This is a genomic window from Promicromonospora umidemergens (assembly GCF_024171995.1).
GTDB classification, from domain to species: domain Bacteria; phylum Actinomycetota; class Actinomycetes; order Actinomycetales; family Cellulomonadaceae; genus Promicromonospora; species Promicromonospora umidemergens.
The window spans coordinates 1-19,815 of the sequence record NZ_JAMTCT010000037.1; the positions used below are offsets into that span (position 1 = coordinate 1).

Consider the following 19,815-nt stretch of genomic DNA (forward strand, 5'->3'; position numbering starts at 1 on the left):
CCCACCACAGGAACGGAGGTCAACACCGTCCTCGAACTCAGCGCCTGACCCCACAAGGATCACCGACCGCTACACCACTACCCGGGACTTGACCGACAACGGGGCGCTCGATGGACGAGCAACCTTCGGATCAGGGCCGCCGATGACACCTAACCTGCGGCTCGGCCCTCCCACCTGGCGTAACACACTTCTATCTTGCGGCTCGGCCCCCGCCCGACCCGACACACGCCCAAGCCGTCGTCCGTCAGGAGCGAGCCGACCACACCGCCGAGACAACCCGCTACGGCCGCAGCGCCTGCAGCACCCGGCTCGGCGACGGGCGCCCGAGGTGCCCCTCCAGCCAGGTCCCGGTCTCCACCAGGCGCGGCATCGACACCCCCGTGCCGATCCCGAGCCCCTCCAGCATCCAGACGAGGTCCTCCGTGGCGAGGTTTCCCGTCGCCGACTCCGCGTACGGGCAGCCACCCAGCCCGCCCGCCGAGGTGTCGAACGTGGTCACACCGTGCCGCAGCGCCGCGGCGACGTTGCCGAGCGCCTGCCCGTAGGTGTCGTGGGCGTGCAGCGCGAGCACGTCGTCGGGCAGGCCGGCGTCGTTGAGCGCGTCCAGGAGCGCCATGACGTGCCCCGGCGTGCCGACGCCGATCGTGTCCCCGAGCGAGAGCTGCTCCGCCCCGAGGTCCATCAGCCGCTTGCCCGCCGTGACCACCTGCTCGATCGGCACGTCGCCCTCCCAGGGGTCGCCGAAGCACATCGAGACGTACGCCCGCACCCGCATCCCCGCCGCGCGGGCCCGCTTCAGGACCGGCTCGAACATCGCGTACTGCTCGTCGAGGGAGCGGTTCAGGTTGCGGCGCGCGAAGGTGTCGGTGGCGCTGGCGAAGACCGCGACGTGCCGCAGCCCCAGGGCCTCTGCGCGCTCCAGACCGCGCTCGTTGGGCACGAGCACCGGCAGGTCGCGGGCCCGGTCGCCGAGCCGGTCCACGAGGGCGGCGAGCACCTCCTCGGCGTCGGCCAGCTGGGGCACCCAGCGCGGGTGCACCAGGCTGGTCGCCTCGACACAGGGCAGACCGGCGTCGAGCAGCCGCTCGACCAGGTCGACCTTGACCGCGGTCGGGATGATCGCCTTCTCGTTCTGCAGGCCGTCCCGCGGGCCCACCTCGTACACGGTCACTCGGTCGGGCAGGCTCGGGTCCGGCACCACCTGCGGGCGGCGGAGCTGCTCAGACATCGGTCGCCTCCTGCTCGGCGTCGGCCTGCCCGGCCTCGGCGTGCTCAGCGTCGGCTTGCGCCGCCTCGACTTCCCCGGCATCGGCCGGCTCCACCTCGAACAGCACCTGCCGCGCCGCGACCTGCTCCCCCGCGGCCGCGCGTACGCGCACCACACCGTCAGCGGGTGCCATGAGCGCCACCTCCATCTTCATCGCCTCCAGCACGCCGAGCGGCTGCCCGACGGTCACCGTGGCGCCGTCCCGCACCTCGACGCGAGCCAGCACGCCCGGCATCGCGGCGAGGACCACGCCGTCGGACAGCTCGGCCGCCCCGACGCTCGAGGCGCCGGGCCGGACGAACCGGAACGTGTGCCCGCGCGTGCTCACCTCCACCGACCGCGGGCCGACGTCGACGGCGAACCGCGCGGTCGTCCCGCCCAGCTCCAGCAGCCCGTCGCCCACCGCACCTCCGACAGACCGGCACGACGTCGGCGGCTCGCCCTCCCGCCGCACCTCGCCGCGCGCGGTGCTCACGCGGAGCACCGCGTCGTCCAGCTCGACCCAGGTGTCGGCGGGCGGTCCGCCGAGACGCCAGCCGTCGCCGCCGTCGGGCACCGCTGCCGCCGCCACCGACCAGGCGACCGCCACCAGCGCGGGCGTCGGGTCAGGAGCCGGCATCGGGTGGGTGTCGAGCCACGCGGTGTGCACGTCGCCGTCGCGGAACGCGTCGGAGTCCGCGAGCGCCCGCACGAACCCGGTGTTGGTGACGAGGCCGCCGATCGCCGTGGCGTCGAGCGCGTCGACGAGGCCGCGCCGGGCGGTCTCCCGGTCGGGGCCGGTGGCGATGATCTTGCCGATCATGGGGTCGTAGGCGGCGGGTACCACGGTGCCGTCCTCGATGCCGGCCTCGACGCGCACGGTCGCGCTGGTCGAGGCCCCGGCGGCCGGGCCCGTCGAGTCCGGCCACCGAACCCGCGTGGCGGTGCCGGCCTGCGGCAGGAACCCGCCGTAGGCGTCCTCCGCGTAGAGGCGCGCCTCGATCGCGTGGCCGACGACGGCGACGTCGTCCTGCGTGAATCCCAGCTCCTTGCCGGACGCCACGCGGAGCTGCTGCTCGACGAGGTCGATGCGCTCGCCGCGCACCGTGATCACCTCTTCGGTGACGGGGTGCTCGACCTGGAGGCGGGTGTTCATCTCGAGGAACCAGGCGCCGCCGGGGTCGGAGCCCACCTCCACGAGGAACTCCGCCGTCCCCACGCCGGTGTAGCCGACCTCGCGGGCCAGGTCGACGGCCCAGGCGTGCAGGTGGGCGCGCAGAGCCGGGTCGAGGTCGGGCGCCGGTGCCTCCTCCAGGACCTTCTGGTGCCTGCGCTGGGCGGAGCAGTCGCGTTCGTGGAGGTGGAGCACGTTGCCGTGCTCGTCGGCGAGGACCTGCACCTCGACGTGCCTGCCGCGTTCGACGTACCGCTCCAGCAGCACGGTGTCGTCGCCGAACGCGGCGGCGGCCTCGCGGCGGGCGGCGGCGATGGAGGACTCGAGCTCGTCCTGGCCGCGGACGATGCGCATGCCCTTGCCGCCGCCGCCGGCGGCCGCCTTGACCAGGAGGGGAAAGGTCAGGTTGCCGGGTCCGGCGTACCGCTCGGCGCCCTGCGGCCGGTGCAGCGGGATCTCCGTGAGCACCGGCACGCCTGCCGCCTCGGCGATCTTCCGGGCGGTGTCCTTGCGGCCCATGGCGTCCATCGCCTCGGGTGGCGGCCCCACCCAGGTGAGCCCTGCGCCGACGACGGCGCGCGCGAAGTCGGACTGCTCGGACAGGAACCCGTAGCCGGGGTGGACGGCGTCGGCGCCGGTCTCCTTCGCGGCGGCGAGCAGCGCCGGGACGGACAGGTACGACGCGGTGTTGGTCGCAGCGGACGGAGCGGCGTCGAGCCGCACCGCGACGTCGGCGGCGCGGGTGTGGGGGGCGCCGCGGTCGGCGTCGGAGTAGACGGCGACGGTGCGCAGCCCGAGGCGGCGCGCGGTGCGGATGATCCGCAGGGCGATCTCGCCGCGGTTGGCGATCAGGAGGGTGTGGATCGTGGTGGGCATGTCAGTCACATCCGGAAGATGCCGTAGGACGGCTCGGCGATCGGGGCGTTGGCCGCTGCGGCGAGGCCGAGGGCCAGGACGCGGCGGGTGTCGGCGGGGTCGATCACGCCGTCGTCCCAGAGGCGGGCGGTGGCGTAGTAGGGGTTGCCCTGGGTCTCGTACTGGGCGCGGATCGGGTCCTTGAACGCCTCGACCTGCTCGGGCGAGGCGTCGGTGAGGTCGCGCTGCACGGTCGCCAGGACCGACGCCGCCTGCTCGCCGCCCATGACGGAGATCCGGGCGCCGGGCCACATCCAGAGGAACCGGGGGTCGTAGGCGCGGCCGCTCATGCCGTAGTTCCCGGCACCGAACGACCCCCCGAGCACCACGGTGAACCGTGGCACCGACGTGCACGCCACGGCCGTGACCAGCTTGGCGCCGTCCTTGGCGATGCCGCGGTGCTCGTACTCCTTTCCGACCATGAACCCGGCGATGTTCTGCAGGAACACCAGCGGGATGCGCCGCTGGTCGCAGAGCTGGACGAAGTGCGCGCCCTTGAGCGCCGACTCCGAGAACAGGATCCCGTTGTTCGCCACGATGCCGACCTGGTACCCGTCGATGCGGGCGAAGGCGCACACGAGGGTCTCGCCGTACCGGGCCTTGAACTCGGTGAGCTGGGAGCCGTCGACGATCCGCCGGATCACGTCGCGCACGTCGTAGGGGGTGCGCGGGTCGGCGGGCACGTCGTAGAGGCCGTCGGGGTCGAGCTCCGGCTCCTCGGGCGGCTCCCGGTCGAGGCTCGGCGCGCCCGCCGGGGTCGTGGAGATGATCTCGCGGACGATGCGCAGGGCGTGCGCGTCGTCGTCGGCCAGGTGGTCCGCGACGCCCGACGTCGTGGTGTGCACGACGCCGCCGCCCAGCTCCTCCGCGGTGACGATCTCGCCGGTGGCCGCCTGCACGAGCGGTGGCCCGCCGAGGAAGATGGTGCCCTCGTCCCGCACGATGACCGCCTCGTCGCTCATCGCCGGCACGTACGCGCCGCCCGCCGTGCAGGACCCCATGACCGCCGCGATCTGCGGGATCCCTCGCGCGGACAGGTTGGCCTGGTTGTAGAAGATGCGCCCGAAGTGCTCGCGGTCGGGGAACACCTCGTCCTGCATCGGCAGGTACGCGCCGCCGGAGTCCACGAGGTAGACGCAGGGCAGGTGGTTCTCCGCGGCGACCTGCTGCGCGCGCAGGTGCTTCTTCACCGTCGCCGGGTAGTAGGTGCCGCCCTTGACCGTGGCGTCGTTGGCGACGATCACGCACTCACGTCCCGCGATCCGGCCGATCCCCGTGACGATGCCCGCGCTGGGCACCGCCCACTCGCCCCCGTACATGTCGTAGGCGGCGAGGGCGCCGATCTCGAGGAAGGCGCTGCCAGGGTCGAGCAGCCGGTCGACCCGGTCGCGCGCGAGCAGCTTGCCGCGTGCAGTGTGCTTCTCGCGCGCCGCGGGCGAGCCGCCCTCGCGCACGCGCGCCAGCCGCTCGCGCAGCTGCACGGTGAGGGTGCGTAGATCCGGTCCAACGCCGGTGTCGGTGGCCATGTCCCGCAGCATAGTCCGCTGGTTAATGATCGTTAACCCCTGTGGTCGACAACTGGTGAACTGTTCTGACAGAGCGCGCTTCCCCGCTCCTAGACTGCTCCCGTGACCCCGCGCAGGCAGCAGATCCTGAGCACGGCAGCCGACCTGTTCGCCGCCCGTGGCTTCCACGGCGTCTCCATGGGCGACATCGGCGCGGCCGTCGGCGTCTCCGGACCCGCGCTGTACAAGCACTTCGCGAGCAAGGACGACATCCTCGGGCAGTGCCTGCTGCACGCCTCCGACCAGCTCCTCGCCGGAGCTCGGGAGCTGCTGCCCGACGCCGAGGCCGCACCAGGGGACGCGCTGGAGGCCCTGATCGCCCGGCACGCCGACTTCGCGCTCGACAACCCTGCCCTGATCGTCGTGCAGGAACGGGAGTGGGGCGCGCTCGGCGCGGACACCCGCGCGCAGGTCCGCAAGCGGCAGCTCGCCTACGTGGACGTGTGGTGCGACGCCCTGCGGCCGCTGCGGCCGGACCTGTCGGCGGCGCAGGCGCGAGCCGCGGTGCAGGCCGCGTTCGGCCTGCTGAACTCCACCCCGCACAGCGCGCGGATCGGCCGCGGCGCCATGCACGCTCTCCTGACGAGCATGGCGCACGCGGCCCTCCTCCCCTGGACCGTTACTCGACCGGGAGGCCCAGGCCCCTCGCGATGAGCATGCGCTGGAGCTCCGAGGTGCCCTCCCCGATCTCCAGGACCTTCGCGTCCCGGTAGAAGCGGGCGATCGGGCCGTCCTCCATGACGCCGTAGCCGCCGAACACCTGCGCCGCGATGCGCGTGGCGGTCACGGCGGACTCCGTGGCGTAGAGCTTGGCGACGGACGACGCCCTGCGGAACTCGTCGAGCGGAGCGCCGGCGTCCTTCAGGGCGGCCGCCCGGTAGGTGAGCGCACGGCTCGCCTGGAGCATCACCTCGACGTCCGCGATCTGGAAGGCGACGCCCTGCTTGCGGCCGATCGGCCCGCCGAAGGTGGGGCGCACGCCTGCGTGCGCCACGCTCAGCTCGAGCATCGCCTGGATGCAGCCGGTGGCCAGGGCCGCCACCGCGACCCGGCCGGTGTTGAGGGAGATCATGAGCTGCTTGAACCCGTTGCCGCGCTCGCCCAGCAGGTTCGCCTCGGGGACGCGGACGTCCTCGAACCGCAGCGCGTGGGTGTCGCAGGAGCGCCAGCTCATCTTGTCGTGCAGGGGTTCGACGATGAACCCGGGGGTGTCGGTCGGCACCAGGATGGCGCTGAGCTCTGGCCGGCCGTCGGGCAGGGTGCCGGTGCGCGCCGCGACGGTGCACAGGCTCGTGATCGGTGTCCCGGAGTTGGTGATGAACTGCTTGGCGCCGTTGATGACCCACTGGCCGTCGACGAGCTCCGCCGTGGTGCTCATGGCGTTGGCGTCGCTGCCCGCGCCGGGTTCGGTGAGGCCGAACGCGCCGAGCCTGCGGCCCGCCACGAGGTCGGGCAGCCAGGTCTGCTTCTGCTCCTCGGTTCCGTAGGCCAGCAAGGTTCCCACCCCGAGGCCGACGCCGGCCCCGAGCGTGATGCCGACGGACTGGTCCACGCGGCCGATCTCCTCGACGGCGATGCTGAGTCCGGTGAGCCCGAGGTCGGACCCGCCGTATTCCTCCGGGGCGGTCAGGCCGAACAGGCCCAGCTCTCCCATCTGGTGCACCACCTCGACGGGCAGGCGACTTTCCCTGTCCCATCGGGCGATGTGGGGCGCGATCTCGCGGTCGGCGAACTCCCGGACCGCGTCCCGGAGCTTGGTGTGTCCCGGGTTCTCTGGTGAGGTATGCATGTTAGGCATGCCACCGAGGTTAACCACCATTAACCCCTGTGCGCTAGATGCAGTGCGCCAGGCCCCACCAGGAGGACTTCATGCCCAGCCCCAGCCACGTCGCGTACGAGGTCGTCGCGCCCGAGCCGGCCGCCGCTCCCTCGGCCCCCTTCGCCCGGATCACGCTCGACTTCCCGGAGCGGCGCAACGCCCTCTCGCTCGCCCTGCTCGACCAGCTCCAGGCCGCCCTGGACCGCGCAGCGCACGACGACGTCCGCTCGGTCGTCCTGGCAGCGAACGGTCCCGCGTTCTGCTCGGGGGCGGACCTCACCGAGGCGCTGGCCGACGGCATGACCCGCTCCGCGCGGCGGCTCGCCGAGGTGCTGCGCACGATCATCGCCCTGCCCAGGCCCGTCGTGGCGCGCGTGCACGGGCCGGTGCGGGCCGGCGGGATCGGGCTGGTCGCCGCGTGCGACGTCGCGATCAGCGCCGACCACATCACCTACGCCTTCACCGAGGCCCGGCTCGCGCTCGCGCCCGCCGTCATCTCGCTGGCGGTGCTGCCGCGGATGGCGCCGCGCGCGGCGTCGCGCACCTTCCTGACCGGTGCGCCGTTCACGGCCGCCGAGGCCGCGGCCTGGGGACTGGTGACCCAGGCCGTCCCGTCGGCGGACCTCGACCAGGCGGTCGACGCCGTCCTGGCCGAGCTCGCGGCGGGCGACCCGCAGGGGCTGGCCGCGACCAAGGAGCTGCTCAACGCGGACCTGCTGACCCGCTTCGACGCGCACGTGGACGACGCCGTCACCGGGTCGGCCGAGCTGTTCGGCTCGGAGCGGGCCCGCGCCGCGATGGAGCGGCTGCTGCGGCGCTGACCGGGAAACAGTGTTGGATGGGGGTGTGGCCACCCGGATCTCCCTGCGCAACGCGCGCTTCCAGCAGTTGCAGACCCTGCTCACCAACCGCAACAAGCGGCATCGCGCCGGGCAGTTCATCGTGCAGGGCGTGCGCCCCATCACGATGGCCGTCGAGCACGGCTGGGAGATCCAGGCGCTGCTGTACGACGGCGAGCGCCGCCTCTCGCAGTGGGCCAGGGACCTGCTCGCGGCCCACCCGCACACCGAGCACGTGAAGATGTCGCCCGACTTGCTCGCCGAGCTGGCCGAGAAGGACGAGGTCGAGCTCCTCGCCGTCGTCGCCATGCAACCCGACGTCCTTGACCGCATCGAGGCCGGCCCGGACTTTCTCGGGGTCGTGTTCGACCGGCCCACCCAGCCGGGCAACATCGGCGCGGTCATCCGGTCGGCCGACGCGTTCGGGGCGCACGGCGTGATCACCACCGGCCACTCGGCCGACGCCTACGACCCCAAGGCGGTGCGCGCCACCACCGGATCGTTCTTCGCGATGCCCGTGGTGCGGAGCCCGTCCCCTGCGGAGGTCGTCTCCTGGGTCGAGGAGCGCCGCGCCGCCGGCCTCCCGATCGTCGTCGTGGCCACGGACGAGCACGGCGAGGCCGACGTGTCCGCGTTCGACCTCACCCAGCCGGTCCTGCTGCTGGTCGGCAGCGAGAACGACGGCCTGACCCGGGCGTGGCGCGACGCCGCCGACGTGACGCTGAGCATCCCGATGACCGGCTCCGCCAGCTCGCTCAACGCGGCCAACGCCGCCACCGTGGTGCTCTACGAGGCCCGGCGCCAGCGGCTGACAAAGTAGGTCAGAGCTCGATCGAGAACATCCGCGAGCCCGACGTCCTGACGTACCCGAGGCTCGCGTAGAGGCCGTGCGCGCCGCTCGGGTTGGCTGTGTCGACGTCGAGCGCCGCGTACTGCATGCCGTCGGCGGCGAACGCCCGCAGGCCGGCGGCCAGCGCCGCGAGGGCGGCCTTGCGGCCCCGGTAGGCACGGCGCGCGCCCAGGAGGTCGGTGTAGCCGAACGAGTAGCCGCGCACCGCGAAGTCCTCGGTGTACCGGGCCGCCACCTGGTAGCCCACGACGAGGGGTTCCCCGGCGCGCAGCGCGGCGGCCGTCTCGGCGTCGGTGTCCGGCGAGGCCAGCAGCGCGTCGACGTCGGGTGCCTGGTCGACCACGAGGAAGGACCACCCGGGCGCGAAGCAGGCCCGTTGCGCCCACTGCTCGCGGGTCTGCGGCTGGCTGCCCCAGTGGTCGCGGAAGGCGTCGTTGTGCGCGAGGCGGGTGGCGTCGTCCAGGTCCGCCGACCACGGCACGAGGCGCAGCGATCCCGTCAGGGGCACGTCCGGCACCGGGCCGGCGTCCGGTCCGCTGAGCGGCCGCGCGAGGTCGGAGTAGTACCGGCTCACCTGGAACCCGGCCCGCTCGTACAGCCGGTGCTTGGTGGCGGGACCGTCGTCCTCTGCGAACACGCCGATCCGCGCGGGCACGTCCTTGCCCGACGCCGCCAGCAGCTGCCGCGCACGGCCGTCCTCCCAGGCGAGCAGCTCGCGGCCGATGCCCTCCCCGCGCCGGTCCGGGTGCACGCCGCCCCAGCAGAAGGCGCGGACCTGCGTCACGTCGCCGGGCGGGCACTCGACCTGGGCCCAGGCCACGAGCGCGCCGTCGTCGGCCGGGTCGGTGGAGAAGCCGAGCAGGGAGTCGGTGGCCATGTCACGCCACGCACCCTCGAACAGCTCCTGGATCTCCTCGATCGACTCCGCGTACGGCTCGGCGTCGGCCCTGGCGATGTGGTTGCGCAGCGCCAGCCAGGAGGGCGCGTCCTCGCGGGTGGCTGCGCGCCAGGCCAGGCCGCCCGCCGTGGGCAGGGTCAGGGTCGCCGGCGGGGCCGCGCGCTCGGCGATCGGGGCGAGGGGCGTGGTGTCCACGGTCATGGTGTCTCCTTGGGGGCTCAGGTCGGCTGGCCGCTCAGCGCTCGATCGGTGGATCAGAGCTCGATGGTGAAGAGGGTCGAGCCGTCGCTCTTGGTGTAGCCGAGCCGTGCGTACAGGCCGGTGGCGCCGGTCGGGTTGTCCGTGTCGACGTCGAGCTCCGCCTGCTGCAGGCCTGCGTCGGCGAAGACGCGCATCGCGTGCGTCAGCAGCGCCACCGCGATGCGGCGCCCGCGGTAGTCACGGCGCACGCCCAGCAGGTCGGTGTAGCCCGCCGTGTACCCCTGTGACTCCCAGTCGTGCTCGTACCGCGAGGCCAGGTGCAGCCCGACGACGTAGGGCGTACCCGGCGCGACGGTGGCGTCCCCTGGCTGCTCCTGCTCGGAACCCTGGTACCGGACCGACTCGTCGACCACCACGAACGACCACTCGGGCGCGAACGAGCTGCGGTACGCACGCCACGACCCGGGCGTGCGCGGCTGGCTGCCCCAGTGGTCGCGGAACGCGTCGTTGCGGGCCAGGCGCGTGGCGTCGTCCAGGGCCTCGGACCACGGCACGAGGCGCAACGGCGCCTCCAGCCCGACGGCGGGCACCGGCACGCTCAGGTCCCGCAGCAGGTTCGCGTAGTACCGGACGGGCTCGAACCCGCCGGTACGCAGCAGGTCGCGCCGGTCGGCCGGAGCGCTGTCCTCGATGTGCGCGGAGATCCGCGCGGGCAGGCCGTCCAGCCGCGGGTCCGTGCCCAGGGCGGCGAGCGCCTGCCGCGCGCGTCCGGTCGCCCAGGCGAGCAGCTCGGTGCCGATGCCTCGCCCCCGGTGCGTGGGGTGCACGCCGCCGGACACGGAGACGCGCAGGCGTGTCACGCCCTCGCTGTGGAACCGCTCGACCTGGGCGTACGCGCGCGGCACACCGCCGGCGTCGGTGCCCACCAGGGTGTCGGCGGCGGCGGCGAGCACGGGGGCGTCGAAGCTCTCGGCGATCTCGTCGGCCGGGGTGAACCAGTCGCGGCCGTCGGCCTCCTGGATCGTGCGCAGGAGCGCCGCCAGGGCGGGGACGTCCTCGCGGGCCCAGGGGCGCCAGGTCAGGTCGCCCGCCGTCGGGAGCCGCAGGGTCGCGGGCGCGGCGGCGCGCCGTGCGATCGGCACCGGCGCGGGCTCTGGCGAGACGAGGCGCAGGGACGCTGGGGAGGACATGTCAGCCACGCTAGGCGACCCCTTCGACGTCGGCACGGGATTTTCGGGTGAGCTCGGCTCCGTCCCGTGAGTTCGGTCGGATGGGATGAGATCGGTCGATCGTCGGACCGATCTCATCCCGTCCGACCGAGCTCAGAACTGCAGCTCGTCCAGCTCCGCGGCGAAACGGGCCCGCAGCGCCGCCTTCTCCGTGGGCGGCAGCCACGACGCCTCGACGCCGGCCAGCGCCATCTCGCGCAGCCGCTCGGCCGGGACCGCGAGGTCGTCGGCGAGGATGCGGTACTCGGCGCCCAGCGACGTGGGGAACATGCCCGGGTCGTCCGACGCAGGGATCACGTTGAGCCCCGCCTCGAGCATCGCCGCGATGGACGCCCTCCGCCACGGCCGCCACGACCGGCGCGACGTCGTCGAGACGACGGTGAACGCCACCTGCTCGTCGCGCACGCGGGCCACGACGTCGTCGTCCTGCAGGACGAAGTAGCCGTGGTCGATACGGTCGCAGCCGAGCACGTCCAGGCAGGTCACGGTGTTGACCGCCACGGGGGCGTGCTCGGAGGAGTGCGCCGTCCGGCCCAGGCCTGCCTCCCCCGCGAGCCGGTAGGCGGCCTCGAAGCGCTCGGGCGGGCCCGCGGTCTCGAGGTTGTCCAGGCCGATCCCCGCGACGTACTCGTGCGGGTGGTCGACGACGGTGCGCACCCGGTCCAGCGCGTCCTGCGCCGAGCCGCTGCGGTCGATGCCTGCGATCATCCGGCCGGTCATGCCGAAGTCCCGCTCGGCCATCCGGATGCCCTCGGCGTACGCCTCGACGGAGCCAAGGTAGCCAAGCTTCGCGAGGTGCTCGGGGACCGCGTCGAAGAACAGCTCGAGGTGGCGGGTCGCGCTGGTGCGGTGCGCCGCCTCGAACGCCTCGTAGGTGATGCGGGTCAGGTCGTCGGCGGAGCGCAGCACCTGGCCCACCCAGCCGGAGACCTGGAACAGCGAGTAGGAGACCTCTGGCTCGTCGGCGCTGCGGCCCTGCGGCACCGGGACGCGCGTGTCGCGGTACAGGTCCGGGTCCGGCGGTAGGGAGTTGACGTCGGCATAGATGCGTTCCGGCGGGGCGGGCAGAGCGAGCCCCTCGCGGCGGGCGAGCTCCGCGAAGGTGCTCGCCCGGACGCTGCCGATGAGGTGGCAGTGCAGGTCGACCTTGGGCATACGGTCGACGAGGGTGGACGGATCGGTGGACCGATCGGTGGGCAGGAAGGTGGGCAGGGAGGTGGGGAGAGTGTTCATGGGGTGCCCGGTCAGCCGGCCGTCACCTCACGAGCGAACCGGTCCACCCATTCGGCCCGCGTGGGCACGAGCTCCGCCGGGTCGAGCGTCTCGTAGCCCTCCGCCACGGGGTCGGCCGCGATGTCGCCGACGACAGCGGAGATCGAGTCGGGGACGGTCGCCTCGGTGTTCACCGGCAGGTCGCCCACCAGCTCGGCCGACGCGGTCTGGCCCTCGGCCGAGAGCAGGTAGTCGATGAACTGGTGCGCGCCGTCGGCGTTCGGGGCACCGGCCGGGATCATCGCGCGGTTCGTGGCCATGTAGCGACCGGTGGCCGGCGGTGTCCACGCGAACGGCTCGCCCGAGGCGACCAGGTCGGTGGCGAACCCGCTGAGGGAGTCGGCCGCGATGATCTCGCCCTGCGTCAGCAGGTTGGTCACCTCGGTGGACGAGGCGTAGAACTGCAGGATCCCCGGCGCCCACTCCCCGAGCGTCGTCAGGGCGGTGTCGATGTCGTACGGCCCGTCGCCGTACGTCTCACCGACTCCCGAGATCATGAGCTGTCCGGCCGTCACGGAGATGTCCGGCAGGGCGAGGTTCCCGGCGTGGGCGTCAGAGCCGTACAGGTCCCAGCTCGCCGCCTCCTCCGCAGAGAGCGCCTCGGTCGAGTAGAGCGTCCCGTTGAGCTGGTAGCTGTAGGCAGGACCCAGGTAGGCGTCCTCGAGCGCGAAGTCGGCGACCTTCTCCAGCGCAGGCACCTTGGCGGCGTCGACCTGCTGGAACAGGTCGTCCTCCTGCCCGAGCGCGGCGTAGTAGTCCGAGATGAGCATGACGTCGATGCCGGAGCCGTCGCCCGCCACCTGGAGCTGGGAGAGCCGGTCGGAGTTCGAACCGGTCTCCAGCTCGACCTCGATCCCGGTCTCCTCGGTGAACGGGTCGACGACCGCCTCCTCGAACTCCTCGACGCCGAACGGGAACGAGGACACGACGATGGTGTCCTCGCCCGCCCCGTCGTCGGTGGCGGAACAGCCGACGGCCAGCAACGAGGTGGCCACGAGGCCGGAGGCGACCGCCGCGGTGCGGCGCGCCGTCAGGGTGCGGGTCATGAGATTCCTTCGGTCGGGGTGGCGGGGATGGGCGTGGGGTCGAGCAGGGCCAGGCGAGCCTCGGGCGCCAGGATCCGCACGCGATCACCGGCCGACGGCGTCGGCCCCGTCGCGGTGTCGGCGCGGTGGTCCGCCAGCAGGCGCACGGCGGCGCCCGTCGCGTCGGTGGCGTCGAGCGTCACGAGCAGGTCGACGCCGCGGTAGGCGACGTCGCGCACGACGGCATCGAGCGCCACCGCGCCGTCCGCGGGGGTGTCGAGGGGCACCACCCGCAGGTGCTCCGGTCGGACGGCGGCCTGCCGGCCGTCGCCGAGGGCCAGGAAGTTCTCGTAGCCAAGGAACTCCGCGACGAACCGGTCGGCGGGCGCCGGGAAGACGTCGCGGGGCGCGCCGCTCTGCACGATCTTCCCCGAGCGCATGAGCACCATCTCGTCGGACATCTCCAGGGCCTCGTCCTGGTCGTGCGTGACGAGCACGATGGTCAGCCCGGTCTCCGACTGGATGCGGCGGATCTCGGCGCGCATCTGCACGCGCAGCCGCGCGTCCAGGTTGGACAGCGGCTCGTCGAGCAGCAGCAGCCGGGGGCGGATGGCGATCGCCCGGGCCAGCGCGACCCGCTGCTGCTGGCCGCCCGAGAGCTGCTTGGGCTTGCGGTCGGCCAGGTGCGCGAGCCCGACGAGCTCGAGCGCCTCGTTCGCCCGGAGGCGCCGTTCGGGCGCGGGCACCCGGCGCATCTTCGGGCCGTACGCCACGTTGTCCGCGACGGTCAGGTGCGGGAACAGGGCGTAGGACTGGAACACCATGCCGAGGTTGCGCTTCTCGGGGGGCGTGCGGGTCGCGTCGTCGCCCTCGATCAGGATCCGGCCCGACGTCGGCGCGCTGTACCCGGCGAGCATGCGCAGCGTCGTGGTCTTTCCGCAGCCGCTGGGGCCCAGCAGCGTGGTCAGCCGGCCACGGGGGATCTGGAGGTCGATGGCGTCGACGGCGGTGAAGCTGCCGAACCGCTGGGAGACGCCGATGAGCTCGGCGGCGGGGGTGGTCATCGGTTGATTCCTCCGAAGATCTTGGCGAAGCCGACCGTGCGCTCCGCGACGACGGCGACGACGACCGTCGCGGCGAGCACGATCGTGGAGGCGGCGGCCACCATCGGGTCGTAGCTCTGCTGGACGTAGTCGAGCATCGTGACGGGCAGCGTCCGGAAGTCGCGCGTCTGCAGCAGCAGCGACAGCGGCACGTTGTTGAACGAGGTGACGAAGCCGAGCAGGCCCGCAGAGATGAGGCCCGGCCGCAGCATCGGCAGGGTCACGGTGACGAAGGCCCTGAGCGGTGAGGCGCCCAGGCCACGAGCGGCCTCCTCCAGCGCCGGGTCGGCGAGCGCGAGCGATGCTCCCGTGACCCGCACGGCGTAGGGCAGCAGCAGGGCGGTGTGGCCGAGCAGCAGGGTGCTGAAGTTGTTCAGCCCCAGACCGATCATCAGCTGCTGGTAGAGGGCGAGGCCCACCACCAGCTCCGGCACGACGAGCGGCGACAGGAAGAGGCCCTCCAGCAGCTCCTTGCCCGGGATCCGGCCCCGGTGGATCGCCAGGGTGACCGGCACGCCCAGCAGGAGCGCCAGGCCTGTGGCCAGGACCGCCAGCTGGAGGCTGGAGACCAGGGCCTCGACGAACGGCGTGTACGCGGCGGCCTCGGCGAACCAGCGCAGCGAGAAGCCGTCAGGCGGGAACCGGAGAGTGCTCCCCGCCGTGAACGACGTGGCCACGACGAAGAGGATCGGGACGATCATCACGACGTAGCCCGCGACGGCGAGGGTCCCTGCGACAGGATGGCGCAGCCGGAGGCTCCGCTTCCCGGCCTGGCTCAGGACCTGGCTCATGACGTCGCCCCCTTGCGACCGACCAGCGACGAGAGCCCCGAGACGAGGAAGACCAGCACCGTCATGACGATCGCGGTCGCCGAGGCGGCCGCCCAGTCGACGGTGACGCTCGCGTAGGAGAAGAGCTGGGTGGAGAGCATGCGCTGGCTGGACCCGCCGAGCAGGTACGGCGTCGTGTACGCGGTCACGGAGCCCGCGAACACGAGCGTGGCCGCCACCACGATGCCGGGCAGGGACAGCGGGACCAGGACCGTCCAGAACGCGCGGGTACGGCTGGCGCCGAGGCCCCTGGCCGCCTCGTCGAGCCCAGGGTCGACCTGCGCGACGGCGGAGTAGCAGGTGATGATTGCCAGCGGCAGGAAGAGCTGGACCAGGCCGAGGACGATCGCCACCTCCGTGTACAGGAGCTGCGGCGCATCGTCGACGACGCCCAGGCCGGTCAGGATCTGGCCGATGACACCGTTGGACCCGAGGATGACCAGCCAGCCGAAGGTGCGGACCACGTTGCTCAGCAGGAGCGGGAAGATCGCCAGCGCGAGCAGCACGCCGGCCCACCGGGACTGCGAACGGGCCAGCAGCGAGGCGATCGGGAACCCGAGCACGACGCACAGGGCGGTGACGACCAGCCCGATGCGCACGGTGCGCCACATGATCCCCAGGTCGTAGGGGTCGGTGAGCATCGCCCCCATGCGCTCGAGCACCTGGAGGAAGGTCACGCCGGGCGGCGCGAACAGCATCGCCGCGGCGGGCAGCAGGAAGCCCACGAGCAGGAACGCCAGCCCTGGCAGGAGCAGGAGAGATGTGGAGCGTGCGCGCACGAGCCGTCTTTCGTGGATGGAACCGGTTCCATGGGACCCTAAGGCATTCCCGGCCGGCGTCTGGCAACTCCGCGTTAACTTCCTGTTACGCCGGCCACGGAACTGGGAGGAAACGGTTGCATGCACGTCTAAAGTAGGCGCACCGATCAAGGAGGAACGTTGTCCACACTGTCCGACGTCGCAGCGGTGGCCGGCGTCTCCAAGGCGACCGCGTCACGAGCTCTGAACGGGCGCGGCCTGGTCGCCCCCGAGACCGCCGGGCGCGTCCTGGCGGCAGCCGCCCGGCTCGGGTTCGTGCCCAACCGGGCGGCGCGGGAGCTCGCCCGTGGCCGCAGCGGCATCATCGCCATCGTGGTCCCGACCCTGGACAACACGTTCTTCACCCCGATCATCGCGGGCGCCCAGGCTCGCGCGGAGGAGGCAGGCTTCCAGCTCACGGTGGCGGTGCACGGCCCGGACGCACCGGGCGCGTTCGCGCGGCTCGCGAGCCAGGTCGACGGCTTCCTCGTCGTGGCGCCGCGCGGCAGCGACACGCTGGTCGTGGGGACGAGCGCCGCCAAGCCCGCCGTGCTGGTCGACCGCGAGATCGACGGCATGACGTCGGTCGTGGCCGACACCGCCGCCGCCTTCGGCACCCTGACCACCTGGCTCGCCGCCCAGGGCCACGAGCGGATCGTCTACGTGGGCGGACCAGAAGGGTCCTGGCAGGACCGCCAGCGCACGGCAGCCGTGCAGGACGCCGCACGCCGGGCCGGGGCCGGGCTCACCGTGCTCGGCCCCTGCCCTGCGACCTTCGCGGCGGGCGTCGAGGTCACGCCCGCCGTCCTGGAGACCGGCGCGACCGCCGTCGTGCCGTACGCGACGTCCATCGGCCTCGGCCTGCTGCTCGCGCTGGGCACGCGCGGCGTCGAGGTGCCGCGCGACCTGGTGGTGAGCACCGAGCCGACGGTGATCGAGGCCCTCGGCCTGGAGCACACGCCGGCGATCGACGTCGACGGCGAGGAGCTGGGCCGCACCGCGATGGGCCTGCTGGTCCGGCTCCTGGACGGGCAGGACGAGCCGGGACGGCAGGTGCGGCTGGCGGTGCCGGTGCGGGGCTGACCGCTGGTCGCTCTTTGCGGTCTCGCCACGGTCAGGCCAGCATGATTACAGGCCGAGCAGGTCGACGTCCGCCGCGCGAGCCTAGCTGTCGGCTGCTGTCTCCCCAGTCTTCGCCAGCCGCTCGAAGAGCGCGGACGTGACTCCGCCGCCGTCCTCGCCAAGGTCCCAGCCGTCCCCCGCGGACCGGTTCGCCACCCAGAACACGAACGTGTCGCCGGCCGGGTCGCGGGCGATCTCGCCGTAGGACCAGCCGTTGCCCCCGTTGTGCCACAGGATGCTCGGGTCGTCCGGGTCGTCGACCACCCAGCCGTAGGCGTAGTACGTCTCGTCCGGCTCCTCACGCACGCGCGGCTCGAACAGCTCGCGCTTGGCGTCGTCATCGAGGACGGCGTCGCCGAGCAGCGCGACGTGCCAGCCGAACATGTCACGGGGTGTGGACAGCAGGCCGCCGTTGCCGCGCAGGTTCCAGTACGGACCGTCGTCGGCCCACGGTTGGTCGAGCGGTGTGCCGCGGGCGCGCCCCTCCGCGTCGTACTGCCCCGCCACCTGCGTCTTCGACCAGTCGGGCAGCAGGTAGCCCGTGCTCGTCATGCCGGCCGGCGTGAACAGGTGCTCGGCGAGGTAGGCCTCGTAGTCCTGGCCGGACGCCTCCTCGATGACGGCGGTCAGCAGGCTGTAGCCGACGTTCGAGTACAGGTACGTCGAGCCGGGCCGGGACAGCAGCTCGGAGCCCAGCGCCTCGCGCAGGAAGGCGTCGCGGGTCAGCGGCTCGTCGTCGGCCCCGAGCGAGTCCAGGAACCCCGAGGAGTGCGTCAGCAGCTGCTCGATCGTGACGGACCGCTTGTCCGCCGGGACGTCCGGGAGGTGGTCACCGAGCGGGTCCGAGACCTCGATCTGGCCGTCCATGTCCAGTCGCACGACCGCCGCGGCGGTGAACTGCTTGGTCATCGACCCGATGTCGAAGACGGTGTCGCAGCCCGCGCCCTCCCCGGAGCCCGGGTCCGGGTCGCCCCAGCCCTGGCACAGGTCCATCGTCGTGCCCCGCCCGGCGACGAGGGCGCCGCTGGACCCGGGCGGGAGGGCGTCGCCAAGGATCGACTCGGTCGACTCCGCCGGCTCCGTCGGCCCTGTGGATTCGGTCGGCCCTGGCGACTCGGCCGGGTCGACGTCGCCGGAGCTGCCAGGGCCGCCGCACCCGGCAACGCCCGCCAGCAGCGCGAGCACCACCAGGCCACGTGCGAGCCGTCGTCCGTGTGCTGCCGGCCTTGCCTGGTCGCCGCGCTTCGTCGTCACGAGCGTCATTCTGGGGGGCCGGGGCGCCCGGCGCACCGAAAGCGCCGCTCAGAGCTCAGCGCCAACCAGCGCTCAGTGCACCGAAAAGCCGCCGTCGACGAACAGCGAGTGGCCCGTGACGTAGCCCGACGCGCCGCTCGCGAGGAAGACGGCGGCGCCGGCGAAGTCCTCGGGCACGCCGTTGCGGCCCACCGTGGTGCGTGCCGCGAGCGCCTCGACCCGTTCGCCGTCGTCCTGGAGCCGCTGGTTCAGGGGCGTGAGGACGAACCCGGGCACGAGCGTGTTGGCGGTGACGCCGCGGCTGGACCACGCCTCGGACTGGGAGCGGGCGAGGGATTCGAGGCCGCCCTTTGAGACGCCGTAGGCACCGCTGTCGACGAACGAGCGGTGCGCCTGCTGCGAGGAGATGTGGACGAGCCTGCCGAAGCCGCGCTCGGCCATGCCGGGCGCGAACCGCTGGCCGAGCAGGAACGGCGCTTCGAGGTTGACGGTCATGGTGGCGTCCCAGATCGCCTCGTCGACCTCGCCCAGATGCGGGCGCACGTTGATGCCCGCGCTGTTGACGAGGATGTCGGGCTCGCCCGCGGCCGCGGCCATCCCGTCGGCGGCAGCGCGGATGCCGTCGCGGGTGGAGAGGTCGGCGACGACGGTCTCCACGGCGCAGCCGCGTTCCCGCAGGCCGGCGGCGACGTCGTCGAGCCGGTCGGCGCCGCGCGCGACGAGGACGGTGTGCGCCCCGGCCTGCGCCAGGGCCTCGGCGATAGCCCGCCCGATGCCGGAGCTGCCGCCGGTCACGACGGCGGTACGCCCCTCGAGGGAGAACAGGGAGGCGAGGTAGTCGTGCGTCGTCATGGCCGGACGGTACCCGAACCCTCGGCACAGGCCCTCACGACTCGAGCAGCACGCGCACCCGGGTCGCGACCACTGGGACATTGTCTGCGAGGACCTCCCAGATGATCTCGAAGTCCACGACGTCGTAGCCGTGCGCCACGAAGTTGCGTGTGTCCTTGAGGTTGCGCAGCTCCAGGTTCGGGTGCGCCTCGACGAACTCGGGCACCTTGCGATCGAGCTGCGCCACCACCTCACCGAGCCGGACGAGCAGGTCCTCACCGGCGTACCTCAAGAACTCGTCCTGGTCGTAGGCCGACTTTCCTCGATCCACCAGCCGGGCGACTGCGTCGGTCTGCAGCAGGAGGTCGTCCAGCAACCGGGTCGCGCGCGGGTCGACGTGCCCCGTCACAGCGGCACGGCCTCGTCGAGAATGTCTCGGTACCGTCCCTGGAGCCCGCCTTCGCTCACGACGTCGACCTCCACCCCGAGCAGGGCTTCCAGCTCCGGTGCGATCCGCCCGAACGTCCATGCCGACCCCCGCGGCACGACCACGAGTATGTCCAGATCACTCGTCGGCGTGTCCTCGCCGCGGGCGACCGAACCGAAGACCCGCGGCAGCTCGGCACCGTACCGGGCGATGACCGAACGGACCTCCGCACGGTGCTCGTCGAGAGCGTCGGACGGCCGCCGCATCGCGTGCCGGATACGTTCCACCATCATCGGTGACGCGCTGCGACGTCCCGACTCGTAGGCAGAGAGGTTCGACTGCGCGATGCCGACCAGCTCGGCGAGCTGCTTCTGTGTGAGGCCCGCGGCTTCACGCTCCGCACGAAGGTTGACCATAC

The 19,815-nt window shown here is 72.7% G+C and carries 19 protein-coding genes; 4 read left to right on the top strand and 15 right to left on the bottom strand.

What is annotated here, in order from left to right:
- Positions 1–280 precede the first annotated feature (280 nt).
- From APR04_RS29015 to APR04_RS29025, 3 genes are read right to left on the bottom strand one after another with little or no spacing between them, the layout of a single operon-like run.
- Positions 281–1,228 (bottom strand): hydroxymethylglutaryl-CoA lyase, encoded by a 948-nt coding sequence (locus tag APR04_RS29015; RefSeq protein ID WP_253877893.1) that lies wholly within the window; start codon positions 1,226–1,228, stop codon positions 281–283.
- The gene (locus tag APR04_RS29020; RefSeq protein WP_253877895.1) at positions 1,221–3,296 is read right to left on the bottom strand and encodes an ATP-binding protein; all 2,076 of its coding nucleotides are present in this window, start codon (positions 3,294–3,296) and stop codon (positions 1,221–1,223) included. Before APR04_RS29020 ends, APR04_RS29015 begins: the two co-directional genes overlap by 8 nt.
- Positions 3,297–3,301: 5 nt before the next feature.
- A complete protein-coding gene (locus APR04_RS29025; RefSeq protein WP_253877897.1) occupies positions 3,302–4,861 on the bottom strand; it encodes a carboxyl transferase domain-containing protein in 1,560 nt (519 codons plus the stop codon).
- Positions 4,862–4,963: 102 nt separating this feature from the next.
- Between APR04_RS29025 and APR04_RS29030 the strand changes: the two genes are divergently transcribed.
- Positions 4,964–5,554, top strand: a complete 591-nt coding sequence (locus APR04_RS29030) for a TetR/AcrR family transcriptional regulator (RefSeq protein ID WP_253877899.1) — start codon at positions 4,964–4,966, stop codon at positions 5,552–5,554.
- On the opposite strand, the gene APR04_RS29035 is transcribed toward APR04_RS29030, so the two are convergent.
- Entirely contained in the window at positions 5,520–6,698 is a 1,179-nt protein-coding gene (locus APR04_RS29035; RefSeq protein ID WP_372496185.1) for an acyl-CoA dehydrogenase family protein, read from the bottom strand. The genes APR04_RS29030 and APR04_RS29035 overlap by 35 nt on opposite strands.
- A gap of 71 nt (positions 6,699–6,769) precedes the next feature.
- Between APR04_RS29035 and APR04_RS29040 the strand changes: the two genes are divergently transcribed.
- Both APR04_RS29040 and APR04_RS29045 read left to right on the top strand, forming a co-directional pair.
- Entirely contained in the window at positions 6,770–7,540 is a 771-nt protein-coding gene (locus APR04_RS29040; RefSeq protein WP_253877901.1) for an enoyl-CoA hydratase-related protein, read from the top strand.
- 25 nt (positions 7,541–7,565) lie between these two features.
- Positions 7,566–8,378, top strand: coding sequence for a TrmH family RNA methyltransferase (locus APR04_RS29045; protein WP_253877903.1), 813 nt, complete (start codon positions 7,566–7,568; stop codon positions 8,376–8,378).
- Between the two features lies 1 nt (position 8,379).
- Here the strand turns inward: APR04_RS29045 and APR04_RS29050 are convergent, their stop codons facing one another.
- The 7 genes from APR04_RS29050 to APR04_RS29080 form a co-directional block, all read right to left on the bottom strand.
- The gene (locus APR04_RS29050; protein WP_253877905.1) at positions 8,380–9,507 is read right to left on the bottom strand and encodes a GNAT family N-acetyltransferase; all 1,128 of its coding nucleotides are present in this window, start codon (positions 9,505–9,507) and stop codon (positions 8,380–8,382) included.
- 53 nt (positions 9,508–9,560) lie between these two features.
- Positions 9,561–10,697 carry a GNAT family N-acetyltransferase gene (locus tag APR04_RS29055; RefSeq protein ID WP_253877914.1) on the bottom strand — a complete coding sequence of 379 codons (1,137 nt, stop codon included), beginning with the start codon at positions 10,695–10,697 and terminating at the stop codon, positions 9,561–9,563.
- 132 nt (positions 10,698–10,829) lie between these two features.
- Positions 10,830–11,969 carry an adenosine deaminase family protein gene (locus APR04_RS29060; protein WP_253877916.1) on the bottom strand — a complete coding sequence of 380 codons (1,140 nt, stop codon included), beginning with the start codon at positions 11,967–11,969 and terminating at the stop codon, positions 10,830–10,832.
- Positions 11,970–11,980: 11 nt separating this feature from the next.
- Positions 11,981–13,054 carry an ABC transporter substrate-binding protein gene (locus APR04_RS29065; protein ID WP_253877918.1) on the bottom strand — a complete coding sequence of 358 codons (1,074 nt, stop codon included), beginning with the start codon at positions 13,052–13,054 and terminating at the stop codon, positions 11,981–11,983.
- Positions 13,051–14,097 (bottom strand): ABC transporter ATP-binding protein, encoded by a 1,047-nt coding sequence (locus APR04_RS29070; RefSeq protein ID WP_253877919.1) that lies wholly within the window; start codon positions 14,095–14,097, stop codon positions 13,051–13,053. Before APR04_RS29070 ends, APR04_RS29065 begins: the two co-directional genes overlap by 4 nt.
- Positions 14,094–14,927, bottom strand: a complete 834-nt coding sequence (locus APR04_RS29075; protein WP_253877921.1) for an ABC transporter permease — start codon at positions 14,925–14,927, stop codon at positions 14,094–14,096. Before APR04_RS29075 ends, APR04_RS29070 begins: the two co-directional genes overlap by 4 nt.
- Positions 14,924–15,745 (bottom strand): ABC transporter permease, encoded by an 822-nt coding sequence (locus APR04_RS29080; RefSeq protein ID WP_253877923.1) that lies wholly within the window; start codon positions 15,743–15,745, stop codon positions 14,924–14,926. Before APR04_RS29080 ends, APR04_RS29075 begins: the two co-directional genes overlap by 4 nt.
- Before the next feature lie 159 nt (positions 15,746–15,904).
- Here APR04_RS29080 and APR04_RS29085 point away from each other — a divergent pair, with 159 nt between their 5' ends.
- On the top strand, positions 15,905–16,846 hold the full coding sequence (locus APR04_RS29085; RefSeq protein WP_253877925.1) for a LacI family DNA-binding transcriptional regulator: 942 nt from the start codon (positions 15,905–15,907) through the stop codon (positions 16,844–16,846).
- Between the two features lie 81 nt (positions 16,847–16,927).
- Here the strand turns inward: APR04_RS29085 and APR04_RS29090 are convergent, their stop codons facing one another.
- The 4 genes from APR04_RS29090 to APR04_RS29105 form a co-directional block, all read right to left on the bottom strand.
- Complete coding sequence (locus APR04_RS29090) at positions 16,928–18,139, bottom strand: serine hydrolase domain-containing protein (RefSeq protein ID WP_253877927.1); 1,212 nt, start codon at positions 18,137–18,139, stop codon at positions 16,928–16,930.
- 72 nt (positions 18,140–18,211) lie between these two features.
- Positions 18,212–18,991, bottom strand: coding sequence for an SDR family NAD(P)-dependent oxidoreductase (locus APR04_RS29095; RefSeq protein WP_253877928.1), 780 nt, complete (start codon positions 18,989–18,991; stop codon positions 18,212–18,214).
- A 34-nt stretch (positions 18,992–19,025) separates the two neighbouring features.
- Entirely contained in the window at positions 19,026–19,379 is a 354-nt protein-coding gene (locus tag APR04_RS29100) for a HepT-like ribonuclease domain-containing protein (RefSeq protein ID WP_253877930.1), read from the bottom strand.
- A complete protein-coding gene (locus tag APR04_RS29105; RefSeq protein WP_253877932.1) occupies positions 19,376–19,813 on the bottom strand; it encodes a helix-turn-helix domain-containing protein in 438 nt (145 codons plus the stop codon). The genes APR04_RS29100 and APR04_RS29105 overlap by 4 nt, the downstream gene beginning before the upstream one ends.
- Positions 19,814–19,815: the final 2 nt, after the last annotated feature.